General features: G+C 73.1%; 15 protein-coding genes and 1 pseudogene. 4 read left to right on the top strand and 12 right to left on the bottom strand.

Translation table 11 applies throughout. From position 1 onward, the window contains the following. Positions 1 to 211 precede the first annotated feature (211 nt). The gene (locus AMK13_RS04930; RefSeq protein ID WP_049658495.1) at positions 212 to 1,144 is read left to right on the top strand and encodes a hypothetical protein; all 933 of its coding nucleotides are present in this window, start codon (positions 212 to 214) and stop codon (positions 1,142 to 1,144) included. 13 nt (positions 1,145 to 1,157) lie between these two features. Here the strand turns inward: AMK13_RS04930 and AMK13_RS04925 are convergent, their stop codons facing one another. Beyond that, a complete protein-coding gene (locus tag AMK13_RS04925; protein ID WP_074001319.1) occupies positions 1,158 to 1,787 on the bottom strand; it encodes a hypothetical protein in 630 nt (209 codons plus the stop codon). Next, complete coding sequence (locus AMK13_RS04920; RefSeq protein WP_074001318.1) at positions 1,784 to 3,535, bottom strand: alpha/beta hydrolase; 1,752 nt, start codon at positions 3,533 to 3,535, stop codon at positions 1,784 to 1,786. The genes AMK13_RS04925 and AMK13_RS04920 overlap by 4 nt, the downstream gene beginning before the upstream one ends. 68 nt (positions 3,536 to 3,603) lie before the next feature. Between AMK13_RS04920 and AMK13_RS04915 the strand changes: the two genes are divergently transcribed. Next, positions 3,604 to 3,972: a hypothetical protein gene (locus AMK13_RS04915; RefSeq protein WP_158077670.1), complete on the top strand. Its 369-nt coding sequence runs from the start codon at positions 3,604 to 3,606 to the stop codon at positions 3,970 to 3,972. Positions 3,973 to 3,977: 5 nt separating this feature from the next. Here AMK13_RS04915 and AMK13_RS04910 read toward each other — a convergent pair whose 3' ends face one another. Then, positions 3,978 to 4,838 (bottom strand): GNAT family N-acetyltransferase, encoded by an 861-nt coding sequence (locus tag AMK13_RS04910; protein ID WP_074001316.1) that lies wholly within the window; start codon positions 4,836 to 4,838, stop codon positions 3,978 to 3,980. 109 nt (positions 4,839 to 4,947) lie between these two features. Next, positions 4,948 to 6,990, bottom strand: coding sequence for a thioredoxin domain-containing protein (locus AMK13_RS04905; protein WP_074001315.1), 2,043 nt, complete (start codon positions 6,988 to 6,990; stop codon positions 4,948 to 4,950). Between the two features lie 2,689 nt (positions 6,991 to 9,679). Here AMK13_RS04905 and AMK13_RS04895 point away from each other — a divergent pair. Then, positions 9,680 to 9,898 carry a hypothetical protein gene (locus AMK13_RS04895; protein WP_074001314.1) on the top strand — a complete coding sequence of 73 codons (219 nt, stop codon included), beginning with the start codon at positions 9,680 to 9,682 and terminating at the stop codon, positions 9,896 to 9,898. Between the two features lie 582 nt (positions 9,899 to 10,480). After that, positions 10,481 to 10,720, top strand: coding sequence for a hypothetical protein (locus tag AMK13_RS04890; protein WP_198959316.1), 240 nt, complete (start codon positions 10,481 to 10,483; stop codon positions 10,718 to 10,720). 100 nt (positions 10,721 to 10,820) lie between these two features. Here AMK13_RS04890 and AMK13_RS04885 read toward each other — a convergent pair. The 8 genes and pseudogenes from AMK13_RS04885 to lanKC all read right to left on the bottom strand — a co-directional run. Further along, positions 10,821 to 10,943: pseudogene (locus AMK13_RS04885) on the bottom strand (DUF255 domain-containing protein); the annotation flags it as partial. A gap of 41 nt (positions 10,944 to 10,984) precedes the next feature. Next, positions 10,985 to 11,812: an ABC transporter ATP-binding protein gene (locus AMK13_RS04880; protein WP_079271858.1), complete on the bottom strand. Its 828-nt coding sequence runs from the start codon at positions 11,810 to 11,812 to the stop codon at positions 10,985 to 10,987. Positions 11,813 to 11,847: 35 nt separating this feature from the next. Further along, on the bottom strand, positions 11,848 to 13,977 hold the full coding sequence (locus AMK13_RS45745) for a prolyl oligopeptidase family serine peptidase (RefSeq protein WP_074001313.1): 2,130 nt from the start codon (positions 13,975 to 13,977) through the stop codon (positions 11,848 to 11,850). Continuing rightward, positions 13,970 to 15,244 carry an MFS transporter gene (locus tag AMK13_RS04870; protein WP_049659081.1) on the bottom strand — a complete coding sequence of 425 codons (1,275 nt, stop codon included), beginning with the start codon at positions 15,242 to 15,244 and terminating at the stop codon, positions 13,970 to 13,972. The genes AMK13_RS45745 and AMK13_RS04870 overlap by 8 nt, the downstream gene beginning before the upstream one ends. Beyond that, positions 15,241 to 17,196 (bottom strand): FtsX-like permease family protein, encoded by a 1,956-nt coding sequence (locus AMK13_RS04865; RefSeq protein ID WP_143204488.1) that lies wholly within the window; start codon positions 17,194 to 17,196, stop codon positions 15,241 to 15,243. The genes AMK13_RS04870 and AMK13_RS04865 overlap by 4 nt, the downstream gene beginning before the upstream one ends. 385 nt (positions 17,197 to 17,581) lie before the next feature. Then, the gene (locus tag AMK13_RS44005; RefSeq protein ID WP_198959315.1) at positions 17,582 to 17,671 is read right to left on the bottom strand and encodes a class III lanthipeptide; all 90 of its coding nucleotides are present in this window, start codon (positions 17,669 to 17,671) and stop codon (positions 17,582 to 17,584) included. 50 nt (positions 17,672 to 17,721) lie between these two features. Further along, positions 17,722 to 17,817, bottom strand: coding sequence for a class III lanthipeptide (locus AMK13_RS44000; protein WP_198959314.1), 96 nt, complete (start codon positions 17,815 to 17,817; stop codon positions 17,722 to 17,724). Continuing rightward, positions 17,814 to 20,381 carry a class III lanthionine synthetase LanKC gene (lanKC, locus tag AMK13_RS04860; protein ID WP_143204487.1) on the bottom strand — a complete coding sequence of 856 codons (2,568 nt, stop codon included), beginning with the start codon at positions 20,379 to 20,381 and terminating at the stop codon, positions 17,814 to 17,816. The genes AMK13_RS44000 and lanKC overlap by 4 nt, the downstream gene beginning before the upstream one ends. Positions 20,382 to 20,407 lie beyond the last annotated feature (26 nt).

Below are 20,407 nucleotides of genomic sequence, written 5' to 3'. Positions count from 1 at the left end.
CGCGCCTCGTCAGGGACAGGTCAACGGCCCTCCGCGGGGCCCGGACCGAGGTGTGAACGGGCCGACGCGGATGTGAACGGCGCCCGGAGAACCACCGCGCAGCAGGCCCGGACCGGTGACAAACCACCGCACCGATGTGAATATTCACGGTCAAACGCCGCTCCGTCCGAGCCGCCCGCACGCCGGTCCGCCCGTCCCCCAGGAGGCCGCCATCCACAAGAGCGACCCAGCCGACCTCGCCGCCGCCCTGCGCACCGGCCCCTTCCACCTCGCCCTGCGCACCGCGATCTCCGCCCGGGGCCTCGCCCTCCACCGCATCCGCCGCCACCTCGCCCTGCGCGGCGTCACCGTCGGCCTCACCAGCCTCAGTTACTGGCAGCAGGGCCGCCGCCGCCCCGAACGCACCGAGTCACTGCGCGCCGTCGCCGCCCTGGAAGAGGTCCTCGACCTGCCCGAGCACTCCCTCACCCGGCTGCTCGGCCCCCGCCGTGCCGCCGGCCCCGCCCCCGCCGGCCCGCCCGTCCGCCCCTACCGCGACCTCATCTCCCCCGCCGTCGCCGTCGACGACCTGCTCGCCACCCTCGCCGGCCCGCGCGACACCGGACTGCACACCATCACCCACATCGAACGCATCCGCGTCGGCCCCGACCGCCAACTCGCCCGCCGCGACTCCCAGCACGCCCTGCGCGCCCACCGCGACGGCATCGACCGCTACCTCGCCCTCTACCAGGGCGACCCCGGCAGCGACATCACCCGCGTCGGCGTCCGCGCCGAGGAGAACTGCCGCCCCGGCCGCATCCGCCGCGACCAGGCCCACCACCTGCTCGCCGCCGAACTCCTCCTCGACCGCCGCCTACGCGCCGGCGACACCCACCTGCTCGGCTACGGCTTCGACGACGCCCCCTCCCCCGACCCCAGCTGCGAATACGTCCGCGGCTTCAACTCCGGCGCCGGCCAGTACGTCCTCCAGGTCACCTTCCACCCCGCCGCCCTCCCCGTCCGCTGCCACCGCTTCGCACTGCACTCACCGGGCGCCGCCCCGTACGAGACCGAGGAACTCACCCTCGACGGGCACCACTGCGTCCACCTGGTGGCGACGGCGGTACGGCCGTGCCTCCTGGGGATCCGGTGGGACTGGGAGTGAGGGGGGGTGGGGGTCAGTGCGACCAGTACGGGTCGTCGACGGGGTCGATCACATAGCCGTCGGCGTCGTACGGCGCACGGCCCAGCGGGGGGAGGGGCTTGTACTCGTGGGCCGGCTGGTACAGCACCCCGGCAGTCCCCACCAGGAACTTCACGCGGTACGTCGAGTCCTGCTGCGGCTTCGCGAGGAACGTCAGGTACGTCTCACCGTCCGCGTTCCCCATCCCGTCCATGCCCTGGATCTCGTCAGCGGGCTTCGACCGTTCGACCACCCTGTTTCCGAGGCCCTTCCAGGCCTGCGCCACCTGGTCCATCAGGGCCGGAAGCTTCGCCCGCGAGACCACGGTCCGAACGACCACGATCTCGGTCAGATCCGACCCCATGCTCGGCTCGCCGTCCCAGAGATCGGGTTTCCTCAGCACCTCGAAGTCGGCCCCCGCATAGCTGAGGGCGGGCGTGATCCCGTCCATGGTCACGCGCAGCGCGCGGTCGACCCGGTCCTTCGCCTGGCCCGTCCTCACCCAGTCCGACCGGCCGGCCAGTGCCAACGGCCCGTAACCGTTCGAGAACAGCGCCCAGCCACCGACCACCGCGACGACGAACGACAGCACCACCGCGCCGAGCACCTTCCACCGGGGCTTCATCGTCCCCCTGTCAGATGAACGTCGTCAGGGTTGCCCGCGATGATCGCGGCGACGTTGCCCAGCGAAGGACCACCGGTCTCCGGAGCCAGGTACTTGGTGTGCATGCCGAAGTCCCCCCAGCTCCACCACTGGCTCCAGCCGTCGACAGTGAAGCGCTTGGCCCCGAAGGAGCCGCTCGCCGGATCCCTCCCGTAGTAGAGGTCGTGCGGGTCCGCCCCGACCAAGCCGCCGAAGGGCCAGGGCACCGCCGCCGCGGTCGGCGAGGGGATCTGGGTGACCGGGTCGTCGCCGGCCGCACCCGCCCACACATGACCTGCGGGCATCCCGAGGTCCGAGGCGTGCTTCACCCCGACGCCGGGGCTCCCGATGATCACCACGTCGTCCGGCAGCGTGTAATTCCCTTGGTGGGCGGCCAGCTTCGTGGCCTGGCCGACGAGGAGCGAACCGTAGCTGTGGCCCATCGAGGTGATGTGCGGGTTCTGACCACTGCTGTTGGCAGCCCGGAGCCCACTGACGAACCTCGCGTAGTCGGGTGCGCCGGCCAACGCCCGCTCGGGAGTGGTTGCCTTGAGGTCCATGTCCGGTGGGTCGTAACCGAGCCAGACGATGGAGGCCACCGAACCGCCGGGCTTGACCTTCTTGTTCGCCTCCCGCCAGACGTTCAGCGCGTTCTCCGCCTCGTTGGTACCGGGCTTGCCCGGCCCCGCCGGGCCGAGCGAGTCCGGGGTTGTGGTGATCCCGGGCACGTAGGCGGAGATGTCGGTAGCGGTGTCGGGGTTCCCGAAGGAGAGGATCGCGCGGCCCTGGCCCTCGGTGCCGATGCCGAGCAGATAGGTGCGCGGTCGACCGTCATTCGCCGCGGCGTCCTGCTTGAGGCGCTCCCAGACGGGCACGAGCTTCGCAAGCTCCGCCTGCTCTTCCTTCGTCCGGTCCTTCTTCTCACGGAGCTCGCGCAGCCGGTTTGTCAGGTAGCTCCGGTTGACCTGGTCCCGCACGTCCGCCGGGATCCCGTCCAGGTTCCCGACCTTCTCCGGGTGGTGGTCGATGAACCACTGCCGGCCCGCCGGGTCGAGGCCGTTCCACCAGCTGTTGACCTCGGTGGGCGGCGCTCCCGCGGCCGGCATGTCCCTCAGGTACGGGGCGCCCGACTCGTTCGCCGTCCGCTGGTCGGCCTCGGCGACCGCGAGGGTCAGGCCCGACTTGCTGGTGGCGTGCTGGGTGAAGCCCCTGAGCAGCCCGGCGAGGGTCTGGTCGGCCGTCCCGGCCTCGGTGAGGGCGGCGGTGATCCGCTTGGCGATCTCCTCGGCCGCCGCCTTCTGCTTGGTCTCCCAGTTCGCGTCCACCGGGCCGGTGGGCGCGGGCCAGCTCACCGTGCCGTTGTCGCTGACGGTCAGGCCCTTGGCGCCGGCGTCGACGACGGCCTGCCGGAGTTTCGACTGGGCGAGTCCGAAGAGGTCGGCGTAGTCCCGCAGGGTCTGGCCGAGTGCGGCCAGTTCGGTTTCGGCGGCGTGCAGTTGGGTGGTCGTGCCGTCCAGTGAGGGGATCGCGGCGTCGGCTGCCGGTCCGCTCCAGCCCGACCCGTGGACCCGGTCGGTGGTGCCGCGCTTCCAGTCGGCGGTGTGCTGCGCGAATGCCTTGTGGAGCGCGTCGTACGCGTCGCCGGCCGCGTGGAGGTCCCCCGGTCTGGCGTTCTTCAGGCTCGCGAAGTCGAGTCGGCCCGCGCCGGCCCGCTGATCCGGATCAGCCATGAGTGCTCCCCCCGATACTCACCGCTACCATAACCCACGTCTGCCACAGCGGCATTGGGGGAAGAGCGATGGGTGACGGCAAGGGATTCACTGTCAAACCAGGCGAGTTGACCGCCGCCGGGAACAACGCGCTGGCGGTGGCCGGGAAGGTTCCGGAGGAGACGGCGAAGCTCGCGGAGCCGGGCGACAAGGCGGCCGGGGGGCTGGCGGGGTGGCAGAGCGGGGCGGCGCTGCAGGGGTGCGGCACCGCCTGGAAGTCGCTGCTGGACGGGCTCGCCGGCGACATGAAGTCGGCCGGCGGCAACCTTCTCACCTGCGCGCAGACGTACCTCGGTGCCGACCGGCTGCCCGCGCCCGCCACCACGGCGGCCGCCACCGATCCCTTCGGCACGAAGGTGGCCGGGGTGGCGGGTGTGCATCTGACCAGGGACGCGTAACTCCGTTACCGGGGCCGGAAGTCCACGATCAGGGAGTCCTCCACCGGCAGATAGCCGATCTGCTGGTAGATGGAGTTGCTGGTCGGGTTGGCGAGGTCGGTGTAGAGCAGGACCTCGGTGGCGCCGTGGGCGAGGAGGTGGGCCGAGACGGCGGCGGTGACGGCGGTGCCGTAGCCGTGGCCGCGGCTTTCGGCGGGGGTGTAGACCGGGCCGATGCGGGACATGCCGGCGAGCACCGGGCTGCTGCCGGCCAGGGCGACCGGGCGGCCGCCGTCCTCCCACAGGTGCAGGCAGCCGTTCGCGGTCCGCTCGTCCACCGCCCTTGGGACGTCGGGGAGTTCGACCTCGACCTCGGCCAGGAACTCCTGGTACCAGCGGATCGCCAGTTCGCGGTCGGCCGGTTCGGCCAGCCGGTGGCGGCCTGCGGGCGGGCGCGGTGGGTCGGTCAACTCGCCGAGCCGGTAGAGCCGTTCGTCGACGCGGACGGACTGTTCGGTGCCGGTGGCCGCCGTCCAAGCGGCGGCGAAGGCGCGGACCGCTTCGGCTCCCCCGCCGACCCCGGCCACCGTGGTGAAGCCGGCTCCGGCGGCGGCCAGGCCGGTCGCCAGTTCGGCGGCCGCGGCCGGCGGCATGAAGGAGAGCCGGGGGGCGAACGGCGGCGTCTGGAGGAAGGCGCCCGCGACCGGACCTCCCTGCTCGGCCCGCCACCAGCCGAAGACCGGCGGCTCGCCGAACACCGTCAGGCCGGACTCGGCCAGCCGGTGCGCGATGGTGAGCAGGACGGTGTTCTCGGCAGGGCGGGCGGCCAGGAAAACGCCCGCCTGGTCGCGGAACTCGTCGAGGGAGGTGCTGAAAGTCCAGGTCATGGCCCATGGTGGACCCGGCCGGACCCCGCTCGCCAACGATTATCCGGCCGCCGCCGAACCCCTGCCCGCCCCACCGTCGACGGCTTGCCCGCCCCCGCCGGGACGCCCGCTACTCGACCGCCACGCCCAGCTTCCCGGCCAGTTCCGCCGGATCGGTGGTCGGGGCGTCGCAGGCGAAGTGCCGGCAGACGTACGCCGCGGGGGCGCCGCCGACCAGCGGCCGGTCGGCCAGCAGCGGCACCTCGGGCTCCCCGGGCGCGCCGACCGCGACCACCGCTCCCGGCGCCGTCCCGAGCAGCGCGGCCCGTCGCAGCGCCGCCGTGGCCGGGTCGCCGTCCGGGCCGACCACGGCGACCTCGCGCGGCCCGTCGAGCAGCGCCTCGGCGACGGCGAGGCCCCAGCCGATGAACCGCGGTGCCCGGCCGGCGAGGGCGCCGACCACGCCGAGGGCCCGTTCGGCGGCCGTGCGGTGCCGGTCGGAGCCGGTGTACGCGGCGTACGTGAGCAGGGCGCCGGCGGCGGCCGTCCAGCCGGACGGGGTGGCGTTGTCGGTCGGGTCCTGCGGGCGGCGGATCAGCTCCTCGGCGTCGTCGGCGGTGTCGTAGAGCGCGCCGGAGGCCTCGTCGGTGAAGTGCTTGAGCACGGTGTCGAGCAGGCCGCCCGCCAGCTGGAGCCAGGAGGCGTCGCCGGTGACGGCGTACAGCGCGAGGAAGCCCTCGGCGGTGTCCGCGTAGTCCTCCAGCACGCCGGCGTTGGCACCGGCCCGGCCGTCCCGGGAGGTGCGCAGCAGCCGGCCGTCGGGGGTGAGGTGGACGGCCAGCAGCAGGTCGGCGGCGCGTTCGGCGGCCTCGACCAGGTCGGGGCGGTCCAGCAGCGCGCCGGTCTCGGCGAGCGCGGCGACGGCCAGGCCGTTCCAGGCGGCGACCACCTTGTCGTCCCGGGCCGGGGCGGGGCGGGCCGCCCGGGCCTCGGCCAGCCGCGCCCGGATCGTCTCGTACTCGGCGAAGTCCTCGGGGTCGGCGAGGAGTTGGAGCACCGAGGTGCCGTGTTCGAAGGTGCCCTCCGCGGTGACGGTGAACAGCCGGGCGGCGGTGGCCGCGTCGGCGGGGCCGAGCAGGTCGACCAGCTGGCCGGGCTCCCACACGTAGTACGCGCCCTCGGCGGACTGCCCGGTCTCCTCGTCCAGGCTGTCGGCGTCCAGGGCGGAGGCGAACGCACCCTCGGGCGTGCGGAGTTCGCGCAGCAGGAAGTCCGCCGTGGAGAGCGCGACCCGGCGGGCCAGGGCCGATCCGGTGGCCCGCCACAGGTGCAGGTAGGCGCGCAGCAGCAGGGCATTGTCGTACAGCATCTTCTCGAAGTGCGGCACCACCCAGCCGGCGTCCACCGCGTACCGGGCGAAGCCGCCGCCGAGCTGGTCGTGGATGCCGCCGCGGGCCATCGCCTCACCGGTGCGGACGGCCATCTCCAAGGCCGCCTCCGAGCCGGTCCGGGCGTGGTGGCGCAGCAGGAACTCCAGCACCATGGCCGGCGGGAACTTCGGCGCGCCGCCGAAGCCGCCGCGGCTCTGGTCGAAGTCCCGGCTGAGGGCCACCAGCGCCTGGTGCAGATCCGCCTCGCCGGGCGGGTTGTGGGCACCGGCCGAGTACACGGCGGCCCGCTGGGCGAGGTCGGCCCGGATCCGCCCGGCGACCTCGCCGACCTCCTCCCGCCGGTCCCGCCAGGCGGCCTCCACACCCTCCAGCACCTGCCGGAAGGACGGCATCCCGTGCCGGGGCTGCGGCGGGAAGTAGGTGCCGAAATAGAACGGCTCCTTGTCGGGCGTGAGGAACACCGTCATCGGCCACCCGCCCTGCCCGGTCGCGGCCTGCACCGCCTCCATGTACACGGCGTCGACGTCCGGCCGCTCCTCCCGGTCCACCTTGACCGGGACGAACCGCTCGTTGAGGTACTCGGCGAGCCCGGCGTCCTCGAAGCTCTCGTGAGCCATGACATGACACCAGTGACACGCGGCGTAACCGACCGACAGCAGAACGGGCACACCGCGGCGCCGCGCCTCCTCGAAGGCCTCCGGCGTCCAGGGCCACCAGTCCACGGGGTTGTCGGCGTGCTGGAGCAGGTACGGCGAGGTCGCGTCCGCGAGACGGTTCGGCATGCCCCCCATCCTCCCGCATCCGGGCCCCATGCGGCCTTACACCACGTCAAGGATCTCAGTGAATGGCGTCGATGTGGCTCTACCGAAGACCAAGACCGAAGATGCGCGGCTACTCCCATCATGGCGGCGCCAGCCCTGGGCCCGCCCGAGGGGAAGCACGGCATCACTTTGCTTCACCCCACAAAGGCATGTCTCAGCAGCCAGGAACGTAACCGAGCCGTCCTCCGCCTCACCTCCGAGCCCTCGCTGACGTTCGGCCATCAAGCCGAGCGTCGTCAAGAGAACGAGGTGCACCGGCTCGCCCACCAGTCCACTGCGCCACCCCGGTTTCACATCCCCTCAGCAGCATGCCTTGAAGCCACCCCGCCGTCACCACCACCAACAAGACAAGCGACTACGCTCCCCAACCACACAGATCCCCCGTGAACAGGCACTTGGGACCGCAGCCCTCCCAGTAGAACACTGCTAGGGAGCGGCTTCAGACAGGATCTGGTGACGTCGAATCGCGGCACCCCGCACCATCGGATGCGGGACGGGACGGGTCCTACCGGTCACTACCGCCGGCGCAGGCCCCAGGTCAACGTTGAGCCCATCCAAAGCTGGTCGAGTCAAGCGCAGAACGATCCTGGCACTGGCGACTACACCACGGGGAGCCACCAGAGGGCATCAATCACCCGGGAGAGATCCTCACAGTAACCCCGAACATCAATCTGCGTTACAAGGCTTCAGATGCAGCTCATCTCACGGGAAAAGCCGCACAGGCAGCAACTGCCGCATCTGATCTCAAATTCATCAGATTAGACGGCAGTAGTTCATATCCCGCCCCCACGTCCACCGAAGCGGGCATGAGGGCGGCAGGGACCCTTTAGCGGAGGGCCCCTGCCAGACAGCCAGTCCCACAAGAAGGAGGCCTGTCGTGATTCATCTTGGACGCCCAGTCCCCGAAAAGCCATCGGCAATTCGCGCCAGCGGCACGCGTGAAGCATTTTCATTCTCCGCGGCTGCCGTACGCTCCGGCCACCAAGAACCCGTCTGCGGCCCGCCGGTCCACAAGGTAGATCGGAACTCCGCCAATAGCTGCAACACGAGCAGGAGAGTCGCAGTCCTCCTGCTATCCAGGGTGGCAATTTCGGTAGCCACAGCCATCATCCGCAGGGTCGCGCTTCACATCGACGCCGAAGACCTGACGGCAATCTCATGGATGCACAACCCTCTCAGCCGGACGTTCGCGACTCTTCGTCGCTTCATCGACTGAGCACACCAGCTGCATCAGTGGCAAGCGGCCAGCCGGACTCTGCTTCCCCGCCAGCCGGCTGGCCGCTTGCGCCATGGACACCTGGACTCGCACTGATGCTCCGATCCGCCAAGCAAGCCATCCCATCATAGGGGTGATACGTCACTTGGACGGGTGACACTGGCTTGGACTTGGCCCAACCCTCCTGTTGATATGGGCGAGCGCAGCCCGCAAACCCCGAACCCCAGGTTGGAGCCCAACAGTCGTGATCATGAACCGCGTTCCCGAGCAGGCGGTATTGCCGATGCCCATGCGGGAGCTGATCACCCCTACCGAGGCCGCTGACATCCTTCGGCTCACACGCACACACGGGTGCAACCTACGACGCCTCGATCCCGCGCACGCAAAGCGACTTGCTCGCGACATGACCTCCGGCGGCTGGGATGACCGCATCCCTGAAGTCATCTCACTATGCGACCACGGAGCATGCCTCCAGGGTCAGCACCGACTTGAGGCAGTGGTCATTAGCGACACTGCGCGTTCCTTCCTGGTCTCGCGAGATGTTCCCCATGATTCAGCCGCAAACATGGACAACGGGAAAGCGCGACCGATGGCCTTGGCCCTAGGCCTGGTAGGAGTTGAGCGCGGCCGCAAGGAGATCTGCTCAGCCGTTCGACTGCTTCACCTGTACGATGAAGAGCGCACGAAATCTCCGTGGAGCTCCTGGCGAAACACTCGGTACACCACGTCCGAGATCCTTAGGTTCTATGACGCACGATACCGAGATCTGCCGGATTTCCTCCCACTGATGTACACGCTCAGGACTGGCCTGCATGCTGCACCTGCAGCGTCCCTCGCATGCGCCTACCTGATCTCGCGCGGAGGTGGGGATGCTGATGCATCCATCGAGTTCATCGAAGGCCTGGCCTCAGGTGCGAACATCGGAACGAAGGATCCTCGCTGGGTTCTACGTCGCTGGTTCAACAATCCCAACCGGCCTCGGCGCGGGAGTACCATCAGCGCCCTGCAAATGGGCATGATCATCAAGTGCTGGAACCTGTGGGCGACCCAATCCACCTGGGAAATCGCCAGCATGAAGCCGAGCGAACGCCTTCCTGACGTCAAGCGCTTCGCCCCTTCAAGCGTCCATCGAAGCTCAGGCGTACCGAGGCTCGAGAGCCTCCCCAGCATCGCCCCTCAACAGCGTGCTCAGCGAGCTCGAGGCGCGCACGACAGCGCACTTCCATTTTCTCTGGCTCAGTAGGCAGCCCTGTCTGGCACATCCTGCTCGCGCGTACCCGGGTCCATTTGGGCCGCAGCCGAAGGCGTCCAGGTTGGCACTGGCCAGCGCGCGGGGGTTGCCGCCGAGGAGTTGGGGGACGGCGGCGTGCCGGACGAGGGTGACGGTGGCGGTGCCGCGGGGAGGTGGCGGGGAGTCCGGCGGCACGCTGGGCAATGTTCGAAGCCTCGGATGCCTGGCTCACCCACCCCGTTCAGATCCGAGGCAGCCTGGCCGCCGAGATCGCGGACCTCTACCGGGAGATCCGAATCGGCGTGGAGCAGGTCGACTGGTTGATCCGGCACCTCGCTGAGGACGCAGGAAATCGCCACAACAACGGCACCTTATTCGACCAGCACTGCCAGAACCAGACCCGGGCAGGACCAAGGCTCTGACCGTTGGCAGCCATTGCCGTTCTCGGTGTCACAGTCCTGGCCGCGTTCGGCGCGGCGATCTCGGACGCTGCCCGACCACGGTCGTTGTGGGCGTTCCTGGCCGTGCCCGGTGCGGCCCAGTCCGGGCATGCGATCGCCTCCGGTGGCTGGAAGTCCAGTGAGAGGAGCGCCGGTCGGCCCAGAAAATTCAGGAGTGCCGCGAACAGCTGACCGTTCACGTACCTGGTCCTGCCCAAAGTCTGCGCACCCGCGTTCTGGTGCTGTCCCGCTGTTCAGCCCCTGCTCGTACTCACTTCCCTCGTGCAGACGCTCGCCCCGACCGCACTGGGCTCGCAGTTCCTGCGCCGTACGGAGCGGTATCCCAGCCCCACTTGACCCCGCTCCACGCACACATACGACGCTTCCACTGCGCGGAGGAGCGGGCCAGGATCCAACGTACCGCCAGCAAGGATCTGGCTCGGGTCGGAGCAGCTCGTCTAGGCCGAGGGTGTAGTTACGTCCGCCGGCCAGCTCGATGGGCAGCTTGCCCGAGCCGCACGTGTGCGCGTGGGGCGCAATGTAACCCGGGCCGGTCGGCTGGGTATGGACGGCGACCTGTGCGGCGTACCGGTCCACCACTACGTAGATCGGGGTGCTGATCGGTACGCGCAGACCAGCACCGCCTCTTTCTGGCGGATAGAGCAGAGTGCCAATGGTGTTCCGCTCCTCCACCCCTACGTCCTCGACCCCGCAAGCTGCTCCTACTGCGACGCGGACGTGTTCACGGGCACGATCAAGACGACCGCTCCGTTCGCGGTCGAGATCGGCCTCAGCATGATCTGACCATCCTCGGCCGTTTGCACTGGCCAACCTCGGGCCTACCCGGTACACCTGCGCACGTGTCCGCGCCAGCACTCCTTGAAAACATCCCAGGTCAGGACTACACGGGCACACCGCGGCGCCGCGCCTCCTCGAAGGCCTCCGGCGTCCAGGGCCACCAGTCCACGGGGTTGTCGGCGTGCTGGAGCAGGTACGGCGAGGTCGCGTCCGCGAGACGGTTCGGCATGCCCCCCATCCTCGCGCATCCGGCGGTCGGCGCGCGGCAGGTCAGGCCGGTCCGGACCAGTAGCTGATGCCGAGGTTGGCGTCGAAGGTGCGCATCCGCCCGAGCACCTGGTCGGGGGTCGGGCCGAGGAGTTCGTCGACGATGCGGCCGTCGGCGAGGAAGACGACGCGGTCGGCGTACGAGGCCGCCACCGGGTCGTGGGTGACCATCACGACGGTCTGGCCGAGTTCCCGGACGCACCGGCGCAGCAGCGCGAGGATCTCGGCGGCGGAGCGGGAGTCCAGGTTGCCGGTCGGTTCGTCGGCGAAGACGATCCGGGGCCGGCCGGCCAGCGCCCGGACGCAGGCGACGCGCTGCTGCTGGCCGCCGGAGAGCTGGGCCGGGCGGTGGCCGAGCCGGGCGCCGAGGCCGGCCGCCTCGACCAGGGTGTCCAGCCACTGCCGGTCGGGGGTGCGGCCGGCCAGCGTCAGCGGCAGGGCGATGTTCTCCGACACCGTCAGGGTGGGGATCAAGTGGAAGGCCTGGAAGACGAAGCCCACGTGGTCGCGGCGGAGCCTGGTCAGCTGGCCGTCGCTCAGCCGGGTGAGGTCCGTGTCGCCGATCCGGGCGGCGCCCGAGGTGCAGGACTCCAGTCCGGCGAGGCACTGGAGCAGGGTGGACTTGCCGGAGCCGGACGGGCCCATGATCGCCGCGAACTCCCCCTCCCGGAAGGACACCGAGACCCGCTCCAGCGCCACCACCCGGGCGTCGCCCGACCCGTGCACCTTGGTCAGGTCGACGGCCGACGCGGCGGCGGGGGCGTGGTTCGCGGCGGCCCGGGGGCCTCCGGGACGGGACGGGCCTCCCGCGAGGGACTGGGGCTCGGTCATCGGTGGTGCTCTCCTCGGTTGGACACGGGCTGAGGTCAGGACTGCGGTCTGGGCCGGGGGCCGGGCGGACCGGCGGGCAGGTCGGCGGGTGGCAGCAGGCCGGTGCCGGCGGCCAGCAGGGCGAGGGAGCGGACCGCGAGCTCCCGTCCAGCCGCGGCCGGACGGCCCTGGTGGCCGCCGCTGTCGTGGTGGTCGAGCAGGACCGGCGCCGCCCCGGTGGAGGCCTGTCCGAGCGCCGCGCAGAGCTTCCAGGCGTGCCAGGGCGGCACCCGTGCGTCGTTCGCCCCGGTGGCGAGCAGCACCGCCGGGTAGGCCGTCCCGGGCACCACCCGGTGGTACGGGGAGTAGTCGAGCAGCGCCCGCAGCGCCCGCGGGTCGGCCGGATCGCCGTACTCCTCCGCCCAGAGCCGGCCGAGGCCGCCGACCTGGTAGCGGGCCAGGTCGGTGAGCGGGGCCACGCACACCGCGGCGGACAGCAGACCGGGCTCCCGGGTGAGCGCGGCGGCGACCACCAGCGCCCCGTTGCTGGCGGCCAGTGCGCCCAGCCCGCCGGCCGGGGCCTCGCCGCGTTCGACCAGCATCGCGGCGGCGGCCCGGAAGTCGTCCACGGTGGCGCTCTTGCCGGGGCCCCGGCCGGCGGCCGCCCAGGCGGGGCCGAGCTCGCCGCCGCCGCGCGCGTGCACCCAGGCGATCCGGCCGCCGGCCCGCAGCCAGGCCTCCATGGCCGGGTCCCAGGAGGGTTCCAGCGGGAGGCCGAAGCCCCCGTAGACGGTGAGCAGGGTGGGCGCGGGGCGGCCGCGGTCCCGCGGCCCGGGGTCGCAGACCGTCACCGGGACGGGCGCGCCGTCCCGGCCGACGGCGGTGAGGGTGCGCAGCGCGGCGCGGCGCTCGGGGGGTTCGACCGGGCCGGAGCCGTCCAGGCTCCTGGTCCAGGTGCCGTACCGGGGGTCGTCGGCGAGCAGCCAGACCGACCCGCCGACCCGCCCGTGCCGGTCGTACGGGGTGGCGCCGAGGCGCAGCCGGGCGGGCCAGTGCAGTGCGGTGGCGCCGCCGCCAGGTGCCTCGCCCGGCGCCCCGCCGGGTTCCCCACCCGGTATACCGCCCGGCGCCCCGCCCGGCCGGTGCAGGTCGAGCCGGTGGGTGGTCCCCAGCCGGCGGAGCAGCGCCAGGCCGGGCATCCGGCCGGGGCCGAGCACCCGCAGGGCGGTGACCGGGCCCGCCTGCGCTTCACCGGCGGCGGGCGGTTCACCGACGGCGAGCGGCGCGACCACGGCGGGCCGCCCGGTGGCGCCCCGGGCCAGCTCGTCCAGGTCCAGCGCGAGCAGCTCGTCGGCGGCGAGGAAGCAGACCGTCTCGTTCAGGTCCAGGGCGGTGACCCGCCGCCCGTCGAGGTCGAGCGGCTGCCAGTCGGGCACCGCCCGGCCGGTCCACCGGGTGGCCCACCAGCGCGCCGGGCCGGACGGCTGCGGGCGGGTGCGCAGCAGCAGGTTCCCGCCGGGACCGCCGTGGAGGGTGAGCCGGACCGGGCCGGGCACCGGCAGGGCGAGCCGGCGGGCCGGGCCGCCGTCCGGGTGGCGGGCCGCCAGGGTGTGCTCGGTGCGGGTGCCGGCGGTGTACACCAGCGCCTCGCCGGTGAAGGCGAGGGTGGCGTACGGGGCCGCGTCGGGCAGGTGGTGGGGCCGGTCGCCCGGGCGGGTGGGGAGCAGGTGCAGGCCGCCGTTCTCGGCTCCGTCCCGGTGCAGTTGGACGGCGATGAACCGGCCGTGCGGCTCGGGCTGCCAGCCGGCGATCCGGTCGCCGGGGCCGATGACGCCCTCGGTGGGCGTCCGGCGGGTGCCGTCGGGGTTCCGGACGGTCAGGACGTCGCCGTCCGGGCCGCGTTCGTGGCGGAAGAGCAGGCCGCCGGCCTCGGCGGGCGGGGTGGGCGTCCGGTCGGGCGCCTCCCGTTCCACCCGGTCGAGCAGGGCGGCCCAGGCGGGCTCGTCGGAGCGCTGCGGGCGGGCGGCCAGCAGGCGCCGCTGCTCGGCGAGCCAGGCCCGGGTGCGCGGGGTGTCCGCCTCCTCCAGCCATCGGTACGGGTCCGCCGGCGTGAGGTTCGGCGCCGCCGGCGCGGGGTTCGGCGCCGCCGGCCCGGGCGGCGCGGCCCGGTGGTCGAGGTCAGCCATGGACGGCCTCCGCGGGGTTGTCGTTCCGTCGTTCCGGGGCACCCCCGGCCCCGGTCGGACCGGCGGCGGGCCCACCACCGGTCCGGCCCGCGGTGGCGGCCAGCCCGACCGCGGCGAGGACCACCACGACCACGGCCGCGCCGGCCACCGTGCCGGTCAGTCCGAAAGCGTGGGCGCACAGGCCCGCGAGGGTCGGCCCGGCGGGCGCGACCAGTTGGGCGAGGAAGCCGATGCCGCTGTGCACCCGGCCCTGCAGACCCGGCGGGGTCACCTCCATCTGGGTGACCGCGATCAGCACGGTGACCACCGGCCCGGCGGCCGCGGCGAGGGCCAGCGGAAGGACCGCCGTCCAGTGCCCCTGGGCCAGGGTGAAGCCGGGCAGGGCGAGCGCGACCACGGCCGTGCCGAGGGCGATGCCCCGGGCGGGCGGCAGCCGCCGGGCCAGCGCCGGTGCGAGCAGCGATCCGGCCAGCCCGCCGGTGCCCAGGGCCGCGGTCAGCACCCCGATGTGCACGGCACCCCCGCCCGAGGCCACCACCACGATCAGCAGCCCGTTGAACACCAGGTTGAGCACGGCCGCGTTGACCACCGCGTAGCGCAGGAAGGGCACCCGCCAGATGAACCGGACGCCTTCGGCCAGCGCGGCCCGGACGCCGGGCGCGGCCGGCTCGTCCCCGGGGCGCTCCCGCCTCCCCTTCGGCAGCAGTGCCACGCAGCAGACGGCCGCCAGGTAGCTGCCGGCGTCGACGGCGAACACCCAGGACGGGTGGACGGCCAGCAGCGCACCGCCGGCCACCGGGCCGGCCATCGCCGCGACGGCCGTCCTGCTCTGCAGCAGGCCGACCGCGCGGGGAAGGTGCTCGGGCCGCACGAAGCACCGCACCACCACGTTCTCGACGGGTGCCAGGGTGCTGCCCACCGCGCCGAGCAGCAGGGCGGCGACCAGCACCGCCCACAGCGGCGGCATGCCGCCGGAGGCAGACAGGGCCAGCGCGGCCAGGACGAGTGCGCCGGCCGCGTTGCCGGTCAGCAGCACCGTCCGCCGCTCGCGGCGGTCGGCGAGGACGCCGGCCGGCAGCCGGGCCAGCAGCACCCCGACGGAGAGCGCCGTACCGGCCAGTCCGGCCTGCCGGATGTCACCGCCGGCCCGCAGCGCGACCACCGGGAGGGCGATCACCGAGGCGGCGGTGCCCAGGGCCGAGGCGGACTCGCCGCCGTAGAGCAGCCAGAACGACCGCCCCAGCCCTCCGGCGGCCGCCGCGCTCACGCCGACCCCGTCGCGAACTGTCGCCGGATGCCGCGCAGCGGACGGGCCGCCAGCGCCGCCGGGACGGCGGTGGCGACCAGCACCCCGACCAGGACGCCGACCGTCCACGGCACGTCCAGGGCGGGCAGCGCCCCCTGCCCGACGGCCCGGGCCAGCGGCACCAGGCAGATCCCGGCCGTCGCCACCGCCAGGACCGTCCCGACCAGCGCCGAGGCCAGCACCTCGTACACCACGCAGCGCAGCAGCTGCCCGCGGCCGAGGCCGAGGGCCCGCAGGTGGGCGCGCTGGGAACGGCGGTCCCGCTGGGCGATGGCGCAGGTGTTGGCGAGGGCGAGCAGCGCGTACCCGCCCACCACGGCGACGATCAGCCGGGAGGCCATGTCGTCCTGCACGTTGCGCGGCCGCAGGTGGGCCAGGTAGTCGGCCCGCGTGGCGAGCCGCTGGCCGGGCCGCAGCTCCCAGGCGCCCGGGTCACCGCGGAGCAGCACCCGGTCGGCGTACGGGGCCGGGGTGTGTTCGAGGGCGAGGTCGGCGGGGAGGACGTACGAGGGGAAGGCCAGGTCCCGCTGGTAGACGGCGACGAGCCGCAGCTGCGCCTGCTGTCCGTCGGCGAGCGTGAAGGTGACGTCCTGGCCGAGCTTCCAGTGGCGCGCGGTGGCCTCGGTGCTGCCCGCGGCGAACGTTCCGGGAGCCAACTCGTCCAGCCGGCCCTGCTGTTCGCCGAGGTCCAGGGCGCTCCGCAGGGCCGCCCCGTCGACGCCCCAGGCGCGGGTGGGCTTGGGCTTGTCGTCGTAGAAGCTGGGCGGCGCGGTCACCTTGGTCGCGATCGGCGCGACGGCCGTCCCGCCGGGCAGGCCGGCGGGCCGGGCGGGCAGCTGGTGGCCCGGCTCGGCCGTCACCACCGCGTCGGCCCGCAGCGCCTGCTCGGTCTGCTGCTGCACGGCGGCCCCGATGGTGGCCCCCGAACCGAGCAGGCAGACCACGGTGCCGACGGCCAGCAGGACGGGCACCGCGATCGCGGCCGTCCGGGCGGGCGCGGCCCGCAGCCCCGCGGCGGCGATCCGGCCGGCCTTGCGGTCGAGCAGCAGCAGCACCGCGCAGCAGGGGCCGACGAGCAGCGGCACGAACCAGGGCGCGAGCACCGCGAGCGTGGGGATGACGGCCGTGGCCAGGCCCATCACCAGCGCGCCCTGGAGCACCGGCGGCAGGTCCATCACGACCATCAGGGCCACGAGCGGCCCGCAGAGCATCAGGACCATGGCGATGCCCGCCACCAGTCGGCCGACGTTGCGGCGGGGCGGGGCCAGGGCCAGCGACTGGTCCTTGAGGAGGTCGATCGGCTGGACCCGGCCGGCCGCCAGCACGCTGGCCAGCGCGGCCAGCACCGCGACCGCGCAGGTGCCGAGGCAGGCGCCGACCGCGATCGCCCAGGTCTGCCCGGCGGAGGGCAGGTCGACCGCGGCGGGGAACAGCTCGCGCTCGATCAGCAGGCGCCGGCCGAACCCGGCCACCGGGACCGTCCCGGCCACCGCGGCGACGGCGGAGGGGGCCAGCGCGACCAGCGCGACGTCCGCGACGACCAGGGCCCGCAGCCGGCCGGCCGTCACCCCGAGGGCGCGCAGCACGGCGAACTGCCCGAGCCGCTGGTTGGTCCAGAGCGCGACCGTCGACCCCGTCACCAGCACCGCCGACATCAGCAGCATCGTCAGCAGCAGGCCCAGCAGGTTCTGCGCGTCCTTGGCCGCCGCCGCGGCGGACGAACCCTCCGGGTAGGACGGGCCGCTGACCGCCGCGAGCAGCAGCAGGCAGGCGCCCACGCCGGTGGCGGTGAGCGCGCAGGCGACCGCGACACCTATGACCCGCCCCGGGTACGCCCGTACCTCGGCGACGCACAGTCGCAGCGCGCCGAGCGGTCCGCTCGGACGAGTAGTCGGTTCTGATGCCACGGCCACGGTTAACTCACCCCAAAACGGTAAACAGAATGCAGAGCCGGGGAAGGCCGCATGTGCCGCGGCCTTCCCCTCTCTGTCACCCGGTACTGCCGGACCCAGGGGGTCAGCAGCTGAACACGCTGTACGAACTGAACGGGGCGTCGACGACGATCTCCTCGTCGAGCTCCTGAAGCGCCAGAATGTCGGCCATCACAATCACCTCCTCCTCACCGTCTCGCCGGAACGCGGCACCGGGCCACAGGGGTCAGCAGTTGAACGCGCTGTACGAACTGAACGGGGCGTCGACGACGATCTCCTCGTCGAGCTCCTGAAGCGCCAGGATGTCGGCCATCACAATCACCTCCTCCTCACCGCCTCGCCGGTACACGGCACCGGGCTGCCGGGATCAGCAGCTCCAGTAGCTGAGCGAGCTGAACGGGGCGTCGACGACGATCTCCTCGTCGAGCTCCTGAAGCGCCAGAATGTCGGCCATCACAATCACCTCCCCTCGTCGTCTCGCCGGAACGCGGCACCAGGCCACGGACATCAGCAGCTGAACGCACTGACCGAGCTGAACGGGGCGTCGACGACGATCTCCTCGTCGAGCTCCTGAAGCGCCAGGATGTTGGCCATTACAGTCACCTCCCCTCGTCGTCTCGCCGGGACGGGGTACCGGGCTCGGCCCGCTCCGGCGTCCACCCGTGGACGGGGTGGGCGCCGGGGAGCAGGCACTGCCCGGGGCTCTTGGCGGCGGCCAGCGCCAGCAGGGCGCCGGCGGAGCCGGTGGCCAGGTCGGTGGAGAGCCGGATCAGCTGGTCCCCGTGCAGGACGCTGCCGTCCTGATGAGGGGCCAGGTGGAGATCCACCAGCCGGAGTTGCTCCTCCGCCTCGGCCCGCCAGCGCGGCAGGCGGGCGGCGACCTGGAACAGGGTGTAGGCGAGCCCGGCGCGGCCGTTGAACAGCCCGCCCTGGACGACCACGCGGACCGCGCCGGCCCGGGCCGCGGCCTCCAGCACCCGCTCGGCGTCGAGGGCTTCGGCCTGCGCGGCGGGCAGGGCCAGGACGGCGAGCGCCACTCCGGCCGAGCCCTCCGCCAGGTACGGCAGCAGCCGGCCCGAGCTGTACGTCTGCAGCATGTCGTCGACCAGCCGGCCGTGCCGCAGGTCGCAGCGGACGGCGCGTTCGGCGGCCTCGGCCCAGGCCGTGTCGCCGGTGAGGCGGGCGCAGCGGGCGAACAGCACCGCCGGTCCGGACCAGCCGCGCAGCAGACCCGGGCGGTCCAGCAGCCCGGCCTCGCCGATCCGCCCGGCGGCCTTGGCGGCCAGGGCGAGCGCCTCGTCCGTCGCTCCGGCCTCCAGCAGCAGCTGGGCGACGCCCGTCAGGCCGCCGTACAGGCCGAGCGAGGAGGGCGGCGGGCCGGCCAGCAGCCGGTCCACCACGTTCGCGGCGTCCGGATGCCCGAGCCGGTGGAACAGCCAGCCGGCTCCGGCCAGCCCGTCGTACAGCCCGACGGGCGTGTCCGCGGGGGCGCGCCGCACGGCGGCGGCGAGCCAGTCCAGCTGTTCCCCGCCCGGTGCGGCCCCGGCCAGGTGCCGGGCGAGGAGCACGCCGGAGGAACCGTACGCCAGCCCGAGCGCGCCGCCGGGGCGCAGCCCGGCCACGTCGCCGGGGTGGAGGCGGTCCTCCCGCTCCGGGGTCGCCGCCGCGTCGATGCCGCGCAGCAGGGCCACGGCGGTGAGCTCCGCCCGGGCGCCGGCCGCGGGCCGGGCCCCGAGGTGGGGGCGCAGTGCCGGGGAGAGGGCGAGCCGCCCCGTCATCCGTTCGGCGAAGCCGGCGGGCACCGTCGGGAAGCACTCCGCGACGAGGTCCAGCAGCCCGCCGACGACGGCCGGGTTGCGCCTGGTGAGCGTGGTCAGCGCGACGAAGGCGGCGAGCTGGCAGCAGCCGAGCGCGAACAGGTCGGCCTCGCGGGCGTCGGTGATCTCCGGGTCGGTGAAGCCCGGTGCCCCGAGGGTGCGCCGGCGCGGGGTGTCCAGCGGCGTCGAGAGTTCGAAGTCGATCAGGGCGACGGTGCCGTCCGGGCGGATCATGATGTTGCGGTGGTGGAGGTCCCCGAAGGCCACCCCCTCCCGGTGCAGCGCCGCGACGCACTCCTCGACCAGCGCGAGCCGGGTGACCGCGAGCCCCGCGAAGTCGGCCAGCGCCCGGGCGTCCGGCCGGTGCCGGGTGAGCGGGTACTCCCGGCCCAGCCAGGCGCTGAAGGACTCGCCGGGGATGTACTCCATCACCAGGTAGTGGTGCTCCCAGCTGGTGAAGTACTCGTACAGCTCCGGCACGAACGGCAGGTGGCCGAGCCGCTCCAGGGCGTCCCGCTCGACCAGCAGCCGGGCCACCGCGTCCGTCTCCGAGGCGTCCAGCCCGGCGTGCGGGCGGGCCTCCTTGATGACGACCTGTCGGCCGCCCTCGTCCTCGGCGAGGTAGACCCCGCCGGCGTTGGAGAAGTGCAGCGCCTTGACCACCCGGTAGCGGCCGAGGCCGGCTCCCGCGTCGTCGGCGGCCGCGGCGATCCGCGCGGCCAGGAAGTCCGGGGTGGAGGCCCACTCCGGGACGGTGAAGCGCGGGCGCCGGGCGTCCGGCACCAGCCGGCCGTCCGGGTCCTTCACCGCGGGCACCCTGGTGCCGTCCGGCAGCTCGCACCACATCAGGGCGAAGCCCCCGTAGCGCACCGATACCGGGCCCTGGTTCCACCGCAGGTCGGACAGGACGTACGGGCCGGGGCGGCCGCCCAGCGCCTCGTCCAGCTCGGCGAGGACGGTCTCCAGCTCCTCGGCCGTCCTCGGGTAGACGGTGACGACCTTGCCGCTGGCGGACCGGTCGGCGTACTTGGCGTTCGTCACCGCGACCACCAGCCGGCTGCGCAGGTACTTCCAGGGCAGCCCGAGCCGGCGGCAGACCCGCCAGGCCGTCTCGATCGTCTCCTCGGCGGATTCGGGCGTGGCGCTGACGTGGACCTTCCAGCCCTGTTCCGGCAGCTGCGGGGCGCCGGAAGGCGCCAGCACCTCCCACACACCCTGGGTGCGGCCGCGCCAGCCCTCGGGCAGCGCGCCCCCGCCCGGTGTGAACCGGGAGGCCCGGTCGTCACACCGCTCCAGGGCGTCGTACCACACCGGGTCGGCTATCGCATACGACTCGTATTTCGCGTCCACTTCGCCGTCCGCCCCCTTTCGAATAT

The sequence above is a fragment of the Streptomyces sp. CB02056 genome, from assembly GCF_001905545.1.
Taxonomy (GTDB): domain Bacteria; phylum Actinomycetota; class Actinomycetes; order Streptomycetales; family Streptomycetaceae; genus Kitasatospora.
Note: the sequence above shows the minus strand (reverse complement) of the source record. Positions and strands in the feature narration are given on the sequence as shown.